At 51.9% G+C, this 20,495-nt stretch carries 10 protein-coding genes; 1 reads left to right on the forward strand and 9 read right to left on the reverse strand.

Features of this window, described 5'->3' with window-relative positions; genetic code table 11:
• Nucleotides 1–37: 37 nt before the first annotated feature.
• The 4 genes from AAHB90_RS28390 to AAHB90_RS28405 all read right to left on the reverse strand — a co-directional run bounded on the left by AAHB90_RS28390 (nt 38) and on the right by AAHB90_RS28405 (nt 6,687).
• Nucleotides 38–2,566: a phosphocholine-specific phospholipase C gene (locus tag AAHB90_RS28390; protein ID WP_342088655.1), complete on the reverse strand. Its 2,529-nt coding sequence runs from the start codon at nt 2,564–2,566 to the stop codon at nt 38–40.
• A 90-nt stretch (nt 2,567–2,656) separates the two neighbouring features.
• Nucleotides 2,657–5,107, reverse strand: a complete 2,451-nt coding sequence (locus AAHB90_RS28395; protein ID WP_342088656.1) for a TonB-dependent receptor domain-containing protein — start codon at nt 5,105–5,107, stop codon at nt 2,657–2,659.
• 99 nt (nt 5,108–5,206) lie between these two features.
• The gene (locus tag AAHB90_RS28400; protein WP_342088657.1) at nt 5,207–6,022 is read right to left on the reverse strand and encodes a helix-turn-helix domain-containing protein; all 816 of its coding nucleotides are present in this window, start codon (nt 6,020–6,022) and stop codon (nt 5,207–5,209) included.
• Nucleotides 6,023–6,153: 131 nt separating this feature from the next.
• Entirely contained in the window at nt 6,154–6,687 is a 534-nt protein-coding gene (locus tag AAHB90_RS28405) for a YceI family protein (RefSeq protein WP_342088658.1), read from the reverse strand.
• A 525-nt stretch (nt 6,688–7,212) separates the two neighbouring features.
• On the opposite strand from AAHB90_RS28405, the gene AAHB90_RS28410 reads away from it, so the two are divergent.
• On the forward strand, nt 7,213–11,370 hold the full coding sequence (locus AAHB90_RS28410) for a DUF6923 family protein (protein ID WP_342088659.1): 4,158 nt from the start codon (nt 7,213–7,215) through the stop codon (nt 11,368–11,370).
• Between the two features lie 81 nt (nt 11,371–11,451).
• Here the strand turns inward: AAHB90_RS28410 and AAHB90_RS28415 are convergent, their stop codons facing one another.
• From AAHB90_RS28415 to AAHB90_RS28435, 5 genes are all read right to left on the reverse strand, one after another.
• Complete coding sequence (locus AAHB90_RS28415; RefSeq protein ID WP_342088660.1) at nt 11,452–12,021, reverse strand: dihydrofolate reductase family protein; 570 nt, start codon at nt 12,019–12,021, stop codon at nt 11,452–11,454.
• Between the two features lie 107 nt (nt 12,022–12,128).
• Nucleotides 12,129–13,679 (reverse strand): FG-GAP repeat domain-containing protein, encoded by a 1,551-nt coding sequence (locus tag AAHB90_RS28420; RefSeq protein WP_342088661.1) that lies wholly within the window; start codon nt 13,677–13,679, stop codon nt 12,129–12,131.
• A 78-nt stretch (nt 13,680–13,757) separates the two neighbouring features.
• The gene (locus AAHB90_RS28425; RefSeq protein ID WP_342088663.1) at nt 13,758–15,536 is read right to left on the reverse strand and encodes a RagB/SusD family nutrient uptake outer membrane protein; all 1,779 of its coding nucleotides are present in this window, start codon (nt 15,534–15,536) and stop codon (nt 13,758–13,760) included.
• A 23-nt stretch (nt 15,537–15,559) separates the two neighbouring features.
• Complete coding sequence (locus AAHB90_RS28430) at nt 15,560–19,129, reverse strand: TonB-dependent receptor (RefSeq protein WP_342088664.1); 3,570 nt, start codon at nt 19,127–19,129, stop codon at nt 15,560–15,562.
• A 211-nt stretch (nt 19,130–19,340) separates the two neighbouring features.
• A complete protein-coding gene (locus AAHB90_RS28435; RefSeq protein WP_342088665.1) occupies nt 19,341–20,441 on the reverse strand; it encodes a FecR family protein in 1,101 nt (366 codons plus the stop codon).
• Nucleotides 20,442–20,495 lie beyond the last annotated feature (54 nt).

Genomic DNA, 20,495 nt, shown 5'->3' on the forward strand with positions numbered 1-20,495 from the left:
CACTGCTTCCAAACCCGGCGGCTCTCGACGCTCTCCATCAAATTCTGCCTGTCGCCCCGCCCATAAACGGATCGGTGGTGCTTTCTTTTCCAGTCTCTGCCCGGCCTGCAAAGCGCCTTACGGCATCCTCTGAGCCAGTCCGTACATTGAAATCGTACCATTGGTGGCTTTGAATGGCCGGTACCACCGTTTTTACGGTCCGGTCGGCAGGCAGATTTACTTCGATTTTCTTCTGGTGATAGCTGTTGTCTGTTATTTCAAGTTTCAGCGGCTTTTTGCCTTTATTGACCGAAACGAGCTCCACGTCGCCGGTAGGCTTGCCTGTTTTACCCAAAACATAGCCACAGCTAACCGTCACCTCCGCCTCTCTTGCATGACCTGCAAATTCGCGGAAATAGCCATTTGGCCCGTACACCCGCAAATGGTACCGGCCACCTTCGAAGCTCGCCAGTTTGAAACTTTCCGTGAGCGTATCGCCGGCCTTCACCGCGTAATTCCACACCCGCAATGCTTCGCCGTCGTAGGGGTTCATGGCGTAAATGATAAACGGAGCCCCTACCGATTTTTGGCCGAAAACCTTATTTCCAGCATGCATCCGGACTTCAAAAGAGGCCTTATCGGCAGAAAGCGCACCATCTGCATACAGCTCGTAAGGAATCGCGCACGACGGCCGCGTGCCCGGTTCCTGCTTCGGCAACAATGGTGACGCCGATGTGTTTGCATTGATTTTGCTGATCTCGGCTGCATTCAATGCCTTGAAATTCGCCGGTACCTCTTTGAACTGTGCCTTATGAATCGTCGTCAGGATTTCATCCCGGTCCACCGGCTTGGGCTTTTTGTATGCCGACGCATCGAATGGCTGGAAAACCGAGCTGATATTACCGCATATCGTCCGCCGCCATTCGGTAATGTTGGTTTCACGAACCTGCTTTTTGGATTTATGACTCGTAAATTCTTCCAGAAACTGGATGATGGAAGTATGGTCGAAAACCTGCGAAGACACCTTCCCGCCCCGCGACCACGGCGATGCGATCACCAGCGGCACCCGGAAACCCAGACCGATCGCCCCACCCCGTGCATTCGCCTTGGGCACCTGGGTTTCGTCCTGTTCCAATGGTACATATTCTGCTTTCACATCAATCCCGGCCGACACTTTTCCCGAGTTCGGCTTGATCGGATCGGGAATCGAAAACGGTGGCACGTGGTCGTAATAGCCATCATTTTCGTCATAGCAAAGGATAAATATCGTCTTCTTCCATACCTCCGGATTTTTGGTGAGAATATCGAGCGTCTCGGAAATGTACCATGCGCCGTACCACGGGGCAGACGGATGATCCGAGAAGTTCTGAGGCGCCGCCAGGTATGATACTGCCGGCAGCTTGCCCTCATTCACATCTTTGCGGAACTGGTAGAAAATATCGCTTTTCGGAAGATCGATCTTCTGACCCGAATCGCCGACCTTGTAAAACATCGATGTAAGTTCGAGATAGTCAGGATCTTCCCGGTTGGTTACGAACGCATTGCGGTGCAGCTCCTGCTCAAAAACCGATAGTTTCCTGAAATTTTCTTCGCTATGCTCCGCCAGATCGGTTTCGAGCCTTTCGAGCAATGCGTGCCGCTGGTCCCAGGACTTCGTCAGCTTGTCTTTTTCAGCACCGGTCGCAGCCTCGATCTTTTCCTTTAATTCAGGCAGGTCTTTTTTGATCTTCGCGACTTCCAGTTGCGCATAATGGATGAAATCCTTCGAAAACTTCACCCGGTACTGCGCGTAACGTTCCAGGGGATTACATCCGAAATTGCTCAGCCAGGAGCCCTTGCCTGGATGGAATTGCATAACCGCACCTACCTCGTTCTGGTAAAATTTCCAGCTGATACCGGCCTCCTGCATACGTTCCGGGAACGTCTTCCATTTCACGGGTTTATGGATGGAAAAGTAGCTATTGCGCACGACTGCCAGCGAATCCATTTCCGGCTTTTCCCGGATCGTACCCGACCAGAGATAATAGCGATTAGGGTGCGTCGGCGTCATCGACGAGCAGAAGTTCTGGTCGCAAATGGTGAATGCATCGGCCAGGGCATAGTAGAAGGGAATGTCCTCCCGGTCATAATAGCCGAGTGTGAGCGGCATTTCGGCGTATTCCTTATGGCCAGAACGCTTGGAAGTGAGCCATTTATCGTATTTACCACCATTGTATGCATCCACCTGCGACTCGCGGGAGTGCGGCAGATCGTGCATCCAGGTAGCTTTGGTATTTTTAATGTCGAGGCGGAATGGCGCGTAAGTATCGCCTTTCAGATCGGTTTGGAGCCAGACCTTATTCTTATTCGGCAGATCGATCGCCCTTGGGTCGTTAAATCCGCGGACGCCCTGTAACTTGCCATAACAGTGATCGAACGAACGGTTTTCCTGCATCAGGATCACCACGTGCTCGGCATCGAGATAGGTAGTACCCGGAGCAGGGCTGATCGCCATCGCCCGCTGCACCGACTCGGGGAACAAACTCGCCGCGCCCGCACCGCCAGCCAGCAACGCCGCCTTTTTAATAAAATCTCTTCTTGAATCCATGGGGTTTAGTTGGGTAGTTGGTAAATCTACAAGCAATGCGAGCGGCAAAATTACTGATGCGGGTGCTGAACGGGAGTCATGGGTTTTACCTCAAAACTCCCGCTCTCCGAACTCGCTGGCCGGGAGTTTTGCTTTTTTGGTGAGCTGGTTAAGATTGTAGCTTAGGTTAATGAGGAAAACGTCGGCCTCCTGGATATAGTTGGTGGTTGTGTAAAAATCTTTGCCCCAGGTAGATATGCGTTGCTGATTGGCCCCCACGATCCCTAAATCCATGTTTTGCCATTGAAATGTCGCCGCGAGCTTGCCTTTCAGGAAAGTCTTCTTCAACGATAACGACGGATTCACAAACCGGGAGTCCTCCCCTTGCGCTGTTACCCTTTTCGACAGGTAACTGATCGCCCATTGCACCTGAAACGCCGGAGCGATTTTAAATGTCGTGTTCGCATTCAGCGAGTATACCACACTCGACGTATTCACGACAACGGCATTCCGGAAAAGCCCGCCTTCGATCGCGTACCGGTACACGTTCGCGCCCGCGTAAAGCTGCCACCATTTCGTCAGGTTGGCATTTCCGCCTACTTCCACACCCCACGAGGTAGCCGTTCCTGCATTCGTATAAATGCGATTGACAATAGTATCGTTGTACACGCTGTTAACCCGATTAACGACGTTTTTGATACGCTGGTTATACAATGTTGCGAATGCACTACCTTTTTCAAACTCCTTCACAATGCCCACCTCTGCCTGGCCGATGAATTCGGGCAAAATGTCCGGATCGCCCGATTCGAGGGTTTCGGAATGCTCGCGCTCCGGGAATGGGTTCAGCTCGTTGTTCGTCGTGCGTTGCACGCGGCGCGTGTAACCCGCTTTTCCCCGCCAACCTTTGGAAAACTGGTATTGTAATTGTGCCGATGGGAAGAAATTCGAAAGGTCGAGATTCCGCGTGGCAGTACCTGCTGCGCTGAACTGCCGGGTAGCATATTCATATCGCAAGCCGCCGGAATATTCCAATTTCCCGGATTTCCCGCTGTATTGTCCATACGCCGAGTGAATGTGGTTCGACAGGCGCGTCGGACTCGAAAACTGGGGTACCAACACAAATTCACCGGTTTCAAGGTTTTGATCTAAATACTGAAATGAACCTTTCTGCAACTGGTTCCGGTATTGGTAACCGGTTTCCAGCTTGCCTTTGCCGACCGGCACGACGTAATCCGCCTGCAAGCGGAATGCATTCAGCGGGTTCTCTCCCGGGTTGCGCGTGCTTTGCAGCGTATGGGTACGACCTGGCTCAGCAAGGTTAATGTTAGTCGTTAACCCATCCAGTTCCGCCGATTCGACCAGTCCTGACAGAGTCAACTCCGATTTATTACCGAAACGGTGCAGATAATCGAGGTTACCGGACATTACGTCGGCTGTTTTCCGGGCGATATTGGAGTTGAAATAGGTAATCCTCCCCACGTTCTGCCCCGTTTCCAGGTCAGTTTTGGTATTATTATAAACCAGATCGGCCCTCCTCGACTGAAAACGATACCCCTTATAAAAACCTGCTGAAAACACATTCGAAGGATCGGCGGTGAAACTGACCGATGCCCGCGCCGTGTAATTGTACCGCTTGAAACTCCGCTCGCCGTCGGATGGGAAGGAGGTAAACACATTACCAATCGTTGTGTTCACATTGCCTATCCTCCGCCCGGTGATATCATTGCGCAGATAGCTGCCGCTGAGGTTCACCTCCCATTTGCCCGTCTTAATGCCCCAGGCGGCATCGGCACCGAAACGCTGCGGTTTTTTCAAGTTATGGTAAGTGTGAACAGAAGGCAACCCGCCCTGAACATTCACGATCAGGCTCTGGCTATTTTTTTCAACGGTTTTAGTAGTAATATTAATGATTCCCGATTTGCCATCCGGATCATAGCGCGCGGAAGGACTGGTAATGATTTCAACGTTTTCAATGCTGTTGGCGGGAATCTGGCTGAGCACGACAGCCGGGTCGGTTTGCACGGGCTTGCCGTTCACGAGCACCAGAAAGCCCGTCGAGCCCCGCAAGGTAATGTCGCCCTCACTGTTTACCGTCACCGATGGCGTGTTTTTGAGCACATCCACGGCAGTTCCCCCCTGGCTTCCCATAAAAGCACCTGCGCGGTACACCTGCCGGTCAATCTTACTTTCCACCGCGCCACGGTTGCCCGTTACATCCACCGCATCGAGCACCCGGCCATCTGCCTGCATGGCAACAGGCGGCAATTCCCGCACACCGCCGCCCGCGGGCACCTGTGTACGGGCTTTGCGGTATCCCATATATTGAGATTCCAGATAGTACGCTGCGGCATCCAGCTTTTCGAAACGGAAGCCGCCCTTATCGTCGGCCAGCGTGCCGCTTACCAGCACCGAATCGATCGAGCGGTATAATGCAACGGAGGCAAAGGGGAGTCCCTGGCCCGTTTGCTGGTCGGTGATTTTGCCGGTAACGACAACCTGGCCTTGCGCCCCGGCCGACGCCATCAGGCAAAAAAGAACTGTAAGGGTAAATAGGAATTTCATAGGGGTTATTTCGGCCCGTTCATGGTGTTGAGTGGTGCGGCAAAAATAACCCTACAAATTCAGTAGACTTTTGTACTTTCTGTCCGAAAACTGGTACATTCAGGAAATCCCTTTGCGATAAACGCTCGGCAAGACGCCGGTCTGTCTTTTGAAGAATTTATTAAAGTGCGACGGGTCCGTAAAACCGAGTTCATAGGCAATTTCGCCCATATTTGCCTGAGAGTACAGCAGCAGCCGCTTGCTCTCCGCCGTCAGCTTTTCGTTGATCACCGCTCCGGCTGTTTTGTCAAGAAATTTCCTGCTGTTGGCATTCAGGGTTTTAGACGTCACATTCAATTGGCTGGCATACCAAGCCACTTCATGTGAGGTTTTATAATGGGCCGCCACCAGTTCGAAGAAGCTTTTAAGCAAAGGCGGTTCCGGCTGGCTGCGCTCGATATGCGCTTCGCGTTTCAGTAAATTAAAGAGTAGCAACAGGTATGTCTGAATAATAGCCTGATAGTTCGGCTGCCGTCCTGCATGCTCATTTTCAATACTTTCGAAAATACCGCGCACTGTTGCTCCCGTTTGTTCGAGATGATAGCCGCTGCTGAACGTGAAGGGAAAAGCCTGGAAAAGGGCATCGTACAAGGGATGGTCAAGAAGGAAATCCTTTTGGACCATGATCACGAAGCCTTTGGGAATGGCCGTTAGCTCCCAGTTATGGATCTGGCCCGGCATAACGAGGTACAAGCTATTGCCGCGCACCGGAAAATGGTGGTGATCTATCTGGTGAAAACCTTCGCCCTGGGTAAGAAAGATAATTTCAAGATATTCCTTGTGACCGTGCGGGTTAGTGGTTTTAATCACCTCTTTCATTCTCTTAATACGAAACAATTCATGATTGTTCAACTTGTTCTTGATCTCTATTTGCATACAATCGGGTGCAGGAATATTCTAGTTACTTAATAGGGTATGCAAATTAAGTCAAAACCATTTACAACGAAAAAGAGGGTGCCCCGAACCGGGACTCCCTCTCACACATCAGCTACTCTAAATAATGGCCGTTATGCTTGTTTTGCCAACTGGATATTGGCAAGAATTTTAATGTTTTCGCCCAATGCGAGACCACCGGTCTCGGTAAGTGAATTGAACGTAACGCCGAAATCCTTGCGATCGATCACCCCGCTTACCTCAAAACCTACCTTGGTATTACCCCACGGATCGCGCTCGGTACCGCCGTATTCGGCTGCCAGCTCTACTTCCTTCGTAACGCCTTTGATCGTGAGGTCACCAGCCAGCTTGTATACATCGCCCTTATCTTTTTTAAGGGAAGTAGATACAAAACGGAACTCCGGATATTTCTCTGCTTCAAAGAAATCGGCATTGCGCAAATGTTCGTCGCGGCCCGGCTGACCGGTGTCCACGCTATTGACATCGATTGTAAAATCGACCTGGGCATCCTCGAAATTGTCTCCGTCTGTCGTTGCCGAACCGGCGAAAGTGCGGAAAAACCCGGTTACGGTCGAGATAACGAGGTGCTTTACTTTAAACTGAACTTCTGAATGTGCTGTGTCTACATTCCAGGTTGTCTTCGACATGATTTCATTGTGTTTGATGGTATGAATACTTCACACCGTGCCCTGGCCGAAAGCCATTCCTGACGACCTGCCACCAGGGCAGGGCGGCGATACAAAATTAGCGCGTATCGGCACCCGAGATCGACTGCTTACCCGGAGGTTACCACTATACTCTTAGATAGTGGGCATCGGCGTGCAGAGCTACTGATCTACAAATTTTGTCGATGTTTTAAATCGAAAGCATTGAAAGATTTTTAAAAAAAGAGCGGCTCTCTCCTTCTCCCAACCCGCCATCTCAGGCATTGCATTACCAAAAATATTCGTCATTTAAAACACCAATTTGTAGAATCATTTCTATAATTCAGATCGTGTCAATTTAACATTTAGTTTGATATTTGCCACCAGTTACTTCTATATATCAGGATCTTCCTCCAAAAAAGAAAACTGACACCTTTTTTGCCGGCACCGGCACCCATAGCCGGGGCGCCTGGCTTCTCCATGCACACTAATTCAACGTTTTTTTCACCTTATCCAAAACGCTTGCTTATGAACAAAAATCTATTGATCAGAGCACTTTTCCTGCTCATGGGAGTGCTGTGTTACGGGGCTGCCGTGGCAGTCAACATTACCGGGACCGTCTGGGTCGACGCCAACGGTGACGGCACAGTCGATGCCGGCGAAACCAGCACCAATTTCGGCGGTACGATGTACGTCAATGTCGTTAACGCTTCCGGGACGGTCATTGCCTCAACACAAGTCGGGGCCAACGGTGCATATTCGTTCACCGGTCTCCCCAATGCGTTGGCCAACCACAAGCTGGTGCTCACCAACACGCCAACCAACCAGAATGGCAACCGCATTCCGGGAGTCTATTATGTGTTTCAGGACGTGGTAGGGGCCAGCAACACTGCCAATCAGGCCAACGCTCCTTTGGCCGGCGAAATCGCCCTCACTACTCAGGGAGCCAACATGGCGAACCAGAATTTCCGAATGAGCTCGCAAACGCCATTTGGCTGTCTGGACGGGATTGCTTACCAGATTGCGATTCTTGCCGGCGACACCGAATCCTCCCTTTTAAGCTACAATGTCAGTTCAGGAGTACGTACCCAGATCGGCGGCGTCACCCCTTACGCGATGAACTCACTGATTTACAGCACCGCTACCAACAATTTTCTTTGGGCTACCCTCAACAACTCCAATGACATCGTGCGTATCGGAGCAGGAGCGGGAACGGTCGTTTATGATATCGCAAACCTGCCGGTGGCAAGCTATAATGTGGGTGTTGAACTGCCTAATGCCTACATGCTCGTCTATACCAGTAATGCAACCGAGTTTTATGTGGTGGACGTAGATCCGTCGCGCCCTACATTCCTCGAACTGGTCGATCCGGCTAACGGTTATGCACCGAAAACGGGGCCTAATTACGGAACAACGGTTTCCGCCGGGTTTAACTCCTCGGATATGGCCTACCTGGCATCTACCGGCCTGGGCTACGGCATCACACCAACAAGCAACATTACGACCATCAATCCTGCGACAGGCGTCGTAACCACCAATGCCACCCCGGTAACCGGGTTACCGAACGCGGCTTACGGGGGTATGTTCAGCGATAAAGCCGGCAAACTTTACGCATTCAATAACGCGACGGGCGGGTTCTACCGCGTCGACCCCGTTGCGAACACGGCCACATTGCTCTCGACCAGCCCGGCATCCGGCGGAAACGACGCTGCGAGTTGCCCGAATGCATTCGTGGAATGCGATACCGATATTCCCGTCGTACCAGCCGACGTAACACTTTGTCCGGGCAATTCTACCAACTTCACCGTTGCACCCGACGGCAATGGCCCGTTCACCTACCAGTGGCAACAAAGCACCAATGGAGGGGCCAACTGGGCCAATTTACAAACGACCCCGTTTACAGGGGCCAATGGCAGCTATTCGGGAGGCGGTACCGCCACGCTCACTGTCACTCCATCGACCACGGTGTGGAATAATTACCAGTATCGCTGCGTGATCACCAGCAACCTTTGTACAACACCGTCGTCATCTGCCACGATGAACGTATTCGCGGTACCAGGTGCGCCGACACTGGTGGCAGGCACTGATGCGCCGATTTGCCCGGCCGTCACCTACAACCTGAACCGGTTGGTGGCTGGCCCCGCCCCTGCCGGCAGCACATTGCGTTTTTACACTTCATCAACCCCTTCACCCGCTACGCTCGTAGCCGATCCTACGCAGGCGCCCGTGGGCACGTACTACGCACGTTACGAGAACCCTGGCTGTACAGGCCCTGTTAGCCAGCCTATTACGATCAATGGCTGTCTGACACCCTTCGAATGCGAAAACGGAGTGGCATACCAGGTGGCAGCCGCCGGCGGCGAAACTGTTTCAACACTTTACGCCTACAACGTAACCACCGGCACAAGAACACAGATCGCCCCGCTCAGCGCGCTGGTAAACTCACTCATTTACAGCGAAATTGACAACACGCTCTGGGCTACGAAAAACGGGACTAACTCCATTGTACGCATTGCTGCCGACGGTTCGCTGATCGAATACCCTATTGCAAACCTCAGCGGCAACTTCAATGTAGGCACGGGACTTCCGGGAGGCTATATGCTGGTTTACAATACCAATCAGCCAAGATATTATGTGATCGATATCAACCCCGCACGCGCTACTTACCTGCGACTGGTGGATCCCGCCAACGGCTACGCATTGCAAACCGGCCCGACCTACGGCACGGCATTGAGCACACCCATTAATGTGGCCGACCTCGTGTATGAACCGGTTACCGGATTGGTGTATGGGATAGAATCCACCAGCGCCAGACTGGTAACCCTCAACCACGTTACCGGCGCGAGTACCGTCGGAGCGGTCGTGACAAGCCTGCCGACGGGTACTTCCTTCGGGGCTGTGTTTGCGGATCCGAGCGGCAAGCTTTATGCATTTGCCAACGACCCGGGTACATTCCACCGCATTAACCCTACCGCAGCTACATCCACGCTCCTTTCGACCAGCATTACGTCGAACAGCAACGACGGTGCCAGCTGTCCGAACTCCATCCTCGAAAACCTGCCCTTCGATTGTGCTGACGGTATCACCTATCAGGTGGCCGCTGCTGCCGGAGAACCTGTTTCTACACTCTACGCATACAATGTGAACAGCGGCGCGCGCACCGAGATCGCCCCGCTGCCAATGACCGTCAACTCGCTGATCTATAACTCGGCCGATAATATGCTGTGGGCGACCAAAAACGGCACCAACAGCATCGTGCAGATCGATCGCGAAGGCGGTACTGTGGAATATCCTATCGCGAACCTGAGCGGTAGTTTCAACGTCGGAGTAGAGTTGCCGAATGGTTATATGATGATTTATCAAACAAATCAGCCTAATTTCTATGTGATCGATGTCGATCCGAACCGCCCTTCGACCTACCTGAAACTGGTGGACCCGACCAATGGCTTCGCACTTCAGACAGGCCCGACCTACGGCGTCGCATTGAGCGCACCTTTCGGCGGATCGGATTTTGCCTACCTGCCTTCTACGCAGCTGATCTACGGATTCACCTCGGATGCGCGTATTTCGACCATCAACCCACTTACCGGTGCGGTTACCGTAGCGGCCGCGCCGGTATCAGGTTTGCCCGGCGCAAGTGGTTTCGGGGCTGTTTTCGCAGATGCGACCGGCAAGCTCTATGCATTCCACAACGACTCAGGCCGCTTTTACAAAATCGACCCCGTCAACAATTCGGCCAGCTTTATGTCAGCTTCGATCCCATCGGGCAGCAACGACGGCGCAAACTGTGTTACCGCGACGCTTTGCGATATCGATCTCACCAAGCCTGAGCCGGGAAACCAGATAACCTGCGTCGCCAAAACAGCTACGTTTGCGGTAACAGCCAGTGGCACGGGAACACTGACTTACCAATGGCAAGTAAGCACCGACGGTGGTGACACCTGGACCAACCTTGCCCCGGGTGGTGCTACTGATGCAAACGGAACCTATTCTGGCGCCGATAACGATACGCTGACCCTCGCGCCAGCTACTACCGTATGGAGCGGCAACCGCTACCGGGTAATCGTCGACAGCGACAGCGACCTTTGTACGCTGACATCCGCACAGGCCAGCCTGACGGTCAGAACGGAAGAAGAATGCTCATTGCCTGTAACGCTTGTGGCGTTCACCGTTTCCAAAGAAGCCGGCACCGCGGTGCTCAACTGGGCGACTACCGAAGAAACCAACAGCGACCGCTTCGAAATCGAACGCAGCCAGGATGCGACGAGCTGGAAAAAGATCGCCACGAAGGCTTCGCATGGCGAAAGCAGTGTGTTGCGTAAATACGATTTCGTCGACCGCGCACCGGCAGCAGGCCTGAACTATTACCGTCTCAAAATGGTAGACCGCGCAGTGAACAACAAGGACGCCGCATTCGCGTACAGCCGCATTCTGAGTGTGGAGTTCGGCGGCAACGCTTTACTTGCAGCCTACCCCAACCCTGCCAGCGACCGGTTGAAGTTCAAGGATTTTGCAAAAGTGAAATCAATCATCCTGCACAATGCGGCGGGTGTTAAAGTAATCGACCGCAAAGCCGTTACTTCCGAAGGGCTGGATATCAGCAAACTTGCTCCCGGGATATACACAGTGAAGCTTACGCTCGCCGACGGCAGTCAGAGCGTGCAGAAAGTGATCATAGTTAGGTAAATAGTTAGGTGTGACAAAAAGAGCTCGTCCCGGACTTAACCGGGGCGGGCTTTTTTTTATGAAAGCGACCCCGTTGAAAAATTAGGTTGTCAGTGCTCCCAGGTGTCGGTAAGTATTGAGCATTACGCCCGTTGGAGTGGTCGCCGTATTCACAAATTCGAGTCTGCGCGCGTCAAAGCTGTCTGAAAGAAGGCGTTTGCCCCTACCCAGCAATACCGGGTATACGATCAGGATAACCTCATCTATCAATCCGGCGTCGAGCAGTACAGACGTTAGTGATATACTCCCGGAAAGAACCAAATCAGGGCCGTTTGTCGATTTGAGGTTGCGAACACCTTCTATGATATCCTCTCCCAAGTCGGTGACCGGTCCCCACATTAGGCTATCAGGTCTGTGGGTAGCTACATATTTGGTTGCGGCGTTTATAGCGTTCGCCATCGGGAAGTCTCCGGCATTTGGCCAATACCCCAACCACTCGTCGTACGTTCGGCGGCCAATCACCAGGTCAAAGGTGGTACCGTATGCTTCAAGAAGCATAGCCATCCCGGCAGGGGTCCGGTACGGTGCAGTCCACGCGCCATAAGCATAGTTTTTGTCGTGCTCGATCACACCGTCAAGGGAGATGTGTTCAAAAATTCTGATCTTTCTCATTTGTTGCTATCAGTTAAACAATTGTCCAAATTTAACTGAGACCAGATACACGCGTCGGGTGCGATCACGACAATATGAGGGGGTTATTTAACCATTTGCATTTGACATTAGCGTGGATAAATTTCGGAATCGTTTTGTAATACTATAAACGGCAAATAAACATTCCAATCAGGCTTAACCTCTTCCTGATTGAGAAATCCTCTGGAATAATTTCCCAATACAATATCCGGGTCGCCATCGCCATCCCAATCATTTACATCCATACAAATCCAGCGGCCGTACCGGGCAATGGGGAGAGAAATGGGCTGGAACTGCAAACCAGCCTTCGACGACTCGTTTTTGAAATACAGGAATTTCTCCCCCGGGTTATGGAGGTGATCGGCGAAGAATGCAATGGAAGCAATATCCTGGTCGCCGTCGCCGTCAAAATCGGCTGCCATTGCTTTGGTAGCGCCATTTGCCGGGTAGAACCATTGTTGTTCAAAACGGTTATCTCCCTTGTTTAGGAAAATATATATGCCGTGGTAGGGTTTGAGAATGCGTGAATAATCGCTGTTGTCGCCCGAGGTATAAATAATATCAGGCAGACCGTCCTGATTGAAATCGGCGAGCTGAAAGCTGGACGAGCCGTACACCGGAGGAAAACGAAGCAATGGCTTTTCCGAAAAGCCTCCTTTCTTGTCGTTGGTAAAAAGCCAGATACCTTCCTGTGCATGGGCGAACAATGCGATAATGTCCGTCCAACCGTCGCCGTTAAAGTCGCCGGTCACCGATTGGGTTGCACCCGCTACTTCGCGCACGGGTACTTTTTCAAACTTCCCATCCTGTATTTGCCGGTACAAATAGAGTCCGCCCTGGTTATGACCAAATGCGGAGACTACATAATCCGTTTTCCCATCCTGGTTGAAATCCGCCGAAGCAGTATGTAACGGCCTCCGCAAGCCGGTTACAATGGGAACCGGATCATACCCGCCCGTCGGTTTAAAACGGAAGAGCTCGCCTTTCGACACGTCGTAAGCCCGCATTTCACCTACGACCGTCACTACCGCCGGGCCGCCGGGCGCCGGATCGCCATTAAACAGTATATGCATGGCCGGGGACGACAGGGTCGCCTTCGTTTTTTTGCTAAAATCGTGATCCCAGCTTACCAATGCAGGCATTTCGGAACTGCTCGTGTAAATGGCCCTGCCCACGGAATCGATGGCGACCATGGTGGTGGTAGCCAGGCGGGAAGTGTCGTTGGCAGGCGTTTTTAAAGAAAAACCGGCCCATTCCTCGCGTACGGGCACGGGCGGGCGGGCGGCGGACAACTGCGCAGGCGCGAGGGAATCGTAATATGCCACGATCTTCATCCAATCAGTAATGGGCATGGCCGAGTTTTCATTAGCAAAGTACTGGTTCCTCTGCCACACCTCGATCCCGAAATACTGGGCCATTACGGGCAGCACCCGGTTTTTCCAGGTATCCTTGTCTAGCAACTCCGGCGCTACGGGCAAATGGCAGGTGCTGCAATACTTTTGTGCCGCATCCCTGCCTTCGGCAAGTTCGCCGGTAAGCTCCTTTTCACCCGACTGCCCCGTTGTGCCGCAGGCTTGTATGCAGGCAGCCGCAACAAAAATCCCGATCGGTAGGCCCGAAAGCCATTTAGACAATTTCATATGCTAATCCATAAAACCTTCTATTATAAACAAAAAAGGGCAGTTATAAACCGCCCCTTTGCATTGGTATTAGCTTGTTTATTGATAACCGGGATTTTGTTTCAATGGAGACTCTCCGTTCCGTGTACTGATATCGATCTGGGACTGAGGGATCGGGAAATACTCATTCACGTTTTTCTGGAATTTCCCACCCCGCACATCCGGTGTGATCTTACCCTCGAACGCGATGTACGCATTGAGCGTCTGCTCGGCTATACCCCAGCGCGACAAGTCGAAGAACCGGTGACCTTCCATGGCCAGTTCCAGCTTGCGCTCGAAGTAAATCGCCGCCAGTGCCCCTTCCTTTCCCTTTGCCGCAAATGCGCCCGCAGGATATTGGGCTATTTTATAGTTCGCGGCCGGAGTCTTGGTAAAACCGCCCATTGGTTTGGCGGGGTCGACGTAGGTATAAACCCAGCTCTCCGGCTTCGCGGCGCGCGCCCGCACACGGTTCACGTATTCCTGCGCCTTCGCAAGGTTGTTCAGTTGGGCTTCCGTTTCAGCCGCCATCAGCAACACATCCGCAAAACGGATAATTTGAACGTTGATCGCCGTTCCCGGCGCCCATGAATGCTGGTCGGAGTACTTATCCTGCGTTGCTTGCCAGTAAATGTTCTTTTTAGGCGAATATGGACCGGCGTAGCTTTGGTCGCGGATCCATGACTGACCCGGGTGGTTACCCCAATCGAGGAACGGCACTCCGCGGCGGCCTACTGTCCAATCGATTCGGGGATCGAGCGCGGTGGTAACATCCGGCGTAAATGCGGCTTCCGATTTGATACCCATATCGTTTTTCAGTGTAGCGGCATTGTAACCGTCCACTTTCGGCAGACCATTGGCATCGGTTTGGAAAGAATTGGCCAGGTCTATGCTCGGCTGATAGAAACCGCAGCACCGGAAAGGCGAATTGTAGGGAAAATTCAGCATACCGCCGGTGTTGGCGTTGTCGATCGTATTGGTACCGTCGTTGGCAGCCATCTGAATGGCAAAGACCGATTCGGCCAGGTTCTTCTGCGCGGCGTCGAAGTTATCCTGGAACTTCGGCAGAAGGTCGTATTTCAAACCGTTGCTGGTGACGCCTTGTGCGATGACCTGGTCGAAGATCGTTTTAGCCTCGGTGTATTTCTTTTCGTAGAGAAAGGTTTTCGCCAGGTAAGCCGCCGCCGCCCATTTGTTCACACGGCCCACATCCGACTGCGTGGCGGGAAGGTTATCCATCGCGAACCGGAAATCGGCCTCGATATTCGGCCAGATGTCCGCATCGTTTTTCACAGCGGCAGGATTAGGCGTATTTTCATCAACCCAAGGTACCATATTGAACATTTTCTTCAATTCAGAGTAGTAGTGTCCGCGAAGGAACCTCGCCTGGGCAGTATAGTCGGTCTTTTCCGCGTCTGTCATGCCGCTCGTCACAAGTGGTATGAATTTCAAAACGGTATTTGCGCGGTTGATTCCCTCATAGACCGCCTTCCATTTGCTGTTGAAAAAGCCGTTGCTTGGACCAGCACTGTAAATCATAATGGAGTTGATTCCGGGCTGGTCGGCGCCGTCGCTGCCTTTTTTTGCGTCTCCACCGGCGATACTGCCGTAAATCCAGTTGTCCGCCGCGGCGTCCCATGCGCTCGCAGCACCTACGCCATTCCCATCCAATGCGGCATAGGCACCGATCAGGAGGTTTTGAACGCCAGCTTTGGTATTCAGCTGGGCATCACTCAATGCCCCTAATGCGGGCTTTTCCAGGAAGCTGTCCTGACATGAATAGGATATCAGCCCGAAAATCGCAACCAGTGCTATCTTTGAAAATCTCAGTGTCTTCATCTTTTTCTGTTTATATACAGTGATTAAAATGTCAGATTTAAACCAACCAGGAACTGGCGGGTGTTAGGATAAACTCCTTCGTCCAGACCGAATGCCGTTGAACCGGCCACCTGGCTCTGCCCAACTTCCGGATCAGGGCCCGAATACTTGGTGATCGTGAACAAATTGGCTGTTTGCACATACACACGCAGGCGATCAATTTTCAATGCCTGGGTCAGGTTTTTCGGCAGGGTGTAGCCGATCTGCGCATTCTTGGCACGCAGGTAAGAGCCGTTTTCCACGTAGTAGGAATTAGGAACGTTGGTTGTGCTGAAAGAACCGGTATTTTCCTGGATCGGCGCGGTCGCGTTCATGTGCTGGGGCGTCCATGAATCATACAAAGCCGTGTTGCTTTTCGCACCCTGGAAATTGGCGTAGAAGTCGTGCCACCATTTCAGGTTGTTCCAGATATCGTTGCCCTGCACACCATAGAGGAAAATCCCGAAGTCGAAGTTTTTATACGTAGCACCGATATTGAGACCATAGCTAAATTTGGGGCTCGGGTTTCCGAGGAATGTGCGGTCGTCGGCAGTAACTATGCCATCGCCATTAATATCCCTGTACCGGAAACGGCCCACCTTCACTTCACTCTGGTACACAGCGGCAGGATTACCGGAACGCTCGGCGGCCTGTGCATTGGCCTGGTCGATCTCCTGCTGCGAATTCCAGAAACCTGCAATATCGTATCCGAAGAACTGGCCGATCGAATGGTTCACCGCGTTGCGGACGATGGCACTGCCATTAAAGCGGCGACCTTCCTGATCGAAATAGTCGGCACCGTCGGTGATCTTGATGATCTTATTATGGTAGGTCGTCAGCGTAGCCGTTGCATTCAGTTTCAGGTCCTTGCCAATGGTTTTTTCCCCATAAAGCGACATATCGATCCCCTTGTTGTTCATCTTTCCGATGTTCACCGCAGGTGCAGTACCCTGTCCGACCGTACCAGCGAGCTCAGGCGCGAAAAGCAGGTCTTTGATGTTTTTCTGATAGTAATCGATCGTGAATTCGACAGAACCGTTGAACAGCGACGCGTCGATACCGATATTGGAGTTGATATTTCCCTCCCATTTCGCATTCGGGTTACCGACCGTCAGGCGCTGGAAGCCTTGCGTGGTGCTATTGCCCGTGCCTTTAATGTCATAGAATGAATGACTTCTGTTCTGGCCATAAGTCGTAAATGCATTGGTCGGGTTCACATTGAACTGGTTACCCATGATTCCCCATCCCCCGCGGATTTTCAGGTCGTTCAGCCAGGTAACGCCTTTCATGAATGCCTCCTCTTTCATACGCCATCCTGCGCTCACAGCCGGGAACCAGCCATATTGGGAAGTAAAGCGCGAAGAACCATCGCGACGCAACGTTCCACTCAGCAGGTATTTGTCTTTAAAATTGTAATCGATGCGGCCGATGTAGGAGAATAGTGCGTCCGACGAGCGGTTCGAGAAGTTGGTAGGCGTTCCCGAGCCGGAGCTCAGGCTGGTATAGTTCGGGTCAAAAGAGAAATAACCTTGTGTAGAACCACCTACTTCGCGGTACACGTTGTTATAGGCTTCCGTACCGAGCAATACCTTGATATTATGGGCATTATTAAATGAATGCTCATAGGTAACAGTGTTCGTCCAGGTCCAGTTGTAGCCCGAATTCACCCGTTCCGAATAAGAGTTGGTCGTTACGTTTTCGGAGTTCTCCCATTCAGGATAAGCGAAGGTGTTCTCCGTGTAGGTAAACCAGTTTCCCCCGAAGCTGGTGCGGAAAGTGAAGTCTTTGAGAAAATCAACCTCGGCGAACATATTCCCGAAAATGGAGTTGGTGAGGCCCTTATTATGGCGCGCCCGGTCACGAATAGCAACGGGGTTTTTGGCATTACCCAAACCACTACCGAAAGAACCGGCATAGTTACCCTGCACGTCATACACGGGAATGATCGGCTGCATCCGGTAAGCCATACCAATTGCACTACCTTCTTCCAGAATGCCGCTACGGGGGTTATTGACCAGCGTAAGGGCGATATTCTCGCCTACACGGATGTTTTTGGTAACATTATACTGGCTGTTGGCCCGGACCGTATAGCGTTTCAGGTAGGTGTTCATCAGGTTTCCCTGCTGATTAAAATGGTTGAACGAAAACAGATAGCTTCCCTGCTGCCCTCCTCCGCTTACCGAAAGGTTGTGGCTTTGGGTAGGTGCGCTCTTGAACACTTCATGGAACCAGTCGGTGCCCTGCTTGTTGGCCTTCACGATCCGATAGAAAGAATCCATATCGGCCTTATCGGTATAGTTCGGGTTCACATAATATTTCGAGAAATCCACGTCGCCTTCTTTCGCACCGGTCGGCACGATATAGTCGGGCAAAATAGGTGTCTCACCGTTGCCATATTGCGGATCGTTAATGGCTGATCCTGAGTTTCGCAGGGCCAGGAATTTCAAATCCGCCATGCCCTGGGGCGAAAGAATATCGTACACATTACCCTTCGGTACGGTCTGCGTTCCGTAGAACATATCGTAGCTCACCTTCACCTTTCCGTTTCCGCGCTTCGTAGTGATGATCACAACGCCATTTGAAGCCCGCGAACCGTAAATGGAAGCCGAGCCGGCATCTTTCAGTACCTGCATGGTAGCCACATCATTCGGGTTCAGGTTGTTGATATCCTGGGTAGGAACGCCGTCCACAACGAACAAGGGCGTGTTATTGCCGAACGAGTTGATACCGCGTATACGGATCTGAGGTGCCTGTCCGGGCTGGCCGGAGGTAAGTACGGTCACACCCGACGCACGGCCTTGCAGCTGGTTGCTGAGGTTGGAGTTGGGCTGCTCGGTCAGTTCGGCTACTTTTACGATGGATACCGCACCGGTAAGGTCCTTGCGATTGGCCGTCCCATACCCCACAACCACCACTTCATTAAGAAGCTTTTCGTCCTGGGTAAGCGTCACATCAACAGTGTTCTGGCCAGCGGCCACGTCCACGTCTTTGGGAGTAAAACCCACAAAACTGAATGTGAGCGTGACATTACCATCCGGTGCGTCGATCTTGTACATACCCTGCGCATCCGTACCCGTCCCGCGTGAGGTGCCTTTTACCACCACCGAAACACCCGGTAATGAAGAGCCGCTTGCGTCGGTCACTACACCGGAAATGCTGCGGTCGACGGTAGCGGACTTGTAGCTTTGCGGATTGAGCTTTTCGACAGGCATTTTCACCCTTTTCAGGATGATCTGTTTGCCCGAAACCTCAAAATCAAGGTCCAGCGGCGTGAGAATGGATTTCAATGCCTCACCCAGCTGTTCCTGACGGACATTTACACTCACCCTCCGTTCCGCCTTGATCAGATTGGAACTGTAAAGGAATTTAATTTTAACCTGGTCTTCAATCGCTGACAACACTTTACGGACATCCTGGTTCTGCATCTGGATGGTAATGCGGTTATTCAGGACCTCCTGCGCTTCGGTAACACCAGCCACGGCAACGGTCGTCAGGAGTGCAGCAATGATGAGTTGCAGACAACTGAATCTCATAAGGATCTGCCAATAAGCATAGTTAGGATACATTTTTTTCATAACTTTACTAAGTTTTGTAACATGGAAAAATGGGCAAAACGAGTCCTCCATCCGCTGGTAACGGATGTAATCGAATTGGGGATGAACTCAGGGTTGGTGATGGTGCAACATCATCAACCTTTCTTTTTGGGGAAGTTTGTTTAAATCATAGAAGCGGTCAGGGTTTAGGGTTGTTAGCCAGGTTTATATAAATTAGTAAACTCCTTGAATATCAATTACATCCTCGACCGGACACGATCATTCTTCCGTCCATTACTTCGAAATTCGCCTCGATACCCTTGCAAATCAGGTCCATTTTCTCGTAAAGGCTCTCGGTGGTGAAAGAGGCCGTCAGGAGGCATTGTCCCAACAAACGGTCGTCATATACGATGTCGATCCCGTAGGTCTGCTCGATATTGCCAAACAGCTCCGACACCGGCATATCCTGGAATTTCAGCAGCGGTGCTGGTAACACCGCCGAAGCGAGTATTTCCGGTGAGTCCACCAGTTCTTTCCGGATCTGAACCTGTTCGCGTGAAAAAAACGCTTTCTGGTTCGGCGTGATGATCGTCCCTGCCAGTTCAGGTTGGGCTATTCCCTCGCACACTTCCGTATCGGTACGGGGAAAAACGGACACTTTGCCGGTTTTGACGCTCACTTCCACCTGTCGGGCATCTTCGAATGCTTTCACGAGGAAACTCGTGCCCAGCACCTTGGTAACCAGCTCATTGGAATACACCACAAATGGGCGCCGACGATTTTTGGTAACTGTAAAAAATGCCTCTCCGGAGAGGTAAACTTCACGCAATGCATGCCGGGCAAAATCCTTACGATAGCTTACACTGCTTTTCGGCTGCAAAAGGATCGTGCTGCTATCCGGCAATGTGAGCAGGATGGGCGCGGTCGTCGTGTTGGTTTGTTCCGTCAGGGGGGCTTCCACTGCCGACAACAGCTCCTCATAACTCACATGGCTGTCGTGCCGGTCTGGCTGCCGGAGCCAACTTATCGCAAGCAATACCACAGCGGCGGCCGAGAGCGATGCACCCAGCCGAACCCACAGCCCGCGCATCGGAAAACGGCTTGCCGTATTTTTCCGGCTTTGTATCTCGTCGAGCATGGCCGTAACCTGTCCGTCGGTAGGAAAATCCGCTTCCATTTCGGTGCGCATGCCCAGCAGGACCAATTTCGCGCTCGTAATTGCCTCGGCTTTTTCAGGGTGTGTGAGCAAAAAATTATCCCAAAACTCACAGGACTCCCGGGATGGGGTGAATACCCAGGATTTGAAATATCGATCTTCCAGGAAATCAGTTACTTCGAAATGATAGTAACCCATCAGTATGAATATTTGATGAAAAAATTAAACATGGTGCTCAATAGGAAAGAGCAC

This window comes from Dyadobacter sp. OTU695 (assembly GCF_038440355.1).
GTDB lineage: Bacteria > Bacteroidota > Bacteroidia > Cytophagales > Spirosomataceae > Dyadobacter.

Bases quoted from the DNA above. Each gene is read 5' to 3' on its own strand.
- AAHB90_RS28420 (WP_342088661.1), bottom strand. From the start codon at position 13,679: ATGAAATTGTCTAAATGGCTTTCGGGCCTACCGATCGGGATTTTTGTT.
- AAHB90_RS28435 (WP_342088665.1), bottom strand. From the start codon at position 20,441: ATGGGTTACTATCATTTCGAAGTAACTGATTTCCTGGAAGATCGATAT.
- AAHB90_RS28415 (WP_342088660.1), bottom strand. From the start codon at position 12,021: ATGAGAAAGATCAGAATTTTTGAACACATCTCCCTTGACGGTGTGATC.
- AAHB90_RS28400 (WP_342088657.1), bottom strand. From the start codon at position 6,022: ATGCAAATAGAGATCAAGAACAAGTTGAACAATCATGAATTGTTTCGT.
- AAHB90_RS28395 (WP_342088656.1), bottom strand. From the start codon at position 5,107: ATGAAATTCCTATTTACCCTTACAGTTCTTTTTTGCCTGATGGCGTCG.
- AAHB90_RS28410 (WP_342088659.1), top strand. From the start codon at position 7,213: ATGAACAAAAATCTATTGATCAGAGCACTTTTCCTGCTCATGGGAGTG.
- AAHB90_RS28430 (WP_342088664.1), bottom strand. From the start codon at position 19,129: ATGAAAAAAATGTATCCTAACTATGCTTATTGGCAGATCCTTATGAGA.
- AAHB90_RS28390 (WP_342088655.1), bottom strand. From the start codon at position 2,566: ATGGATTCAAGAAGAGATTTTATTAAAAAGGCGGCGTTGCTGGCTGGC.
- AAHB90_RS28425 (WP_342088663.1), bottom strand. From the start codon at position 15,536: ATGAAGACACTGAGATTTTCAAAGATAGCACTGGTTGCGATTTTCGGG.
- AAHB90_RS28405 (WP_342088658.1), bottom strand. From the start codon at position 6,687: ATGTCGAAGACAACCTGGAATGTAGACACAGCACATTCAGAAGTTCAG.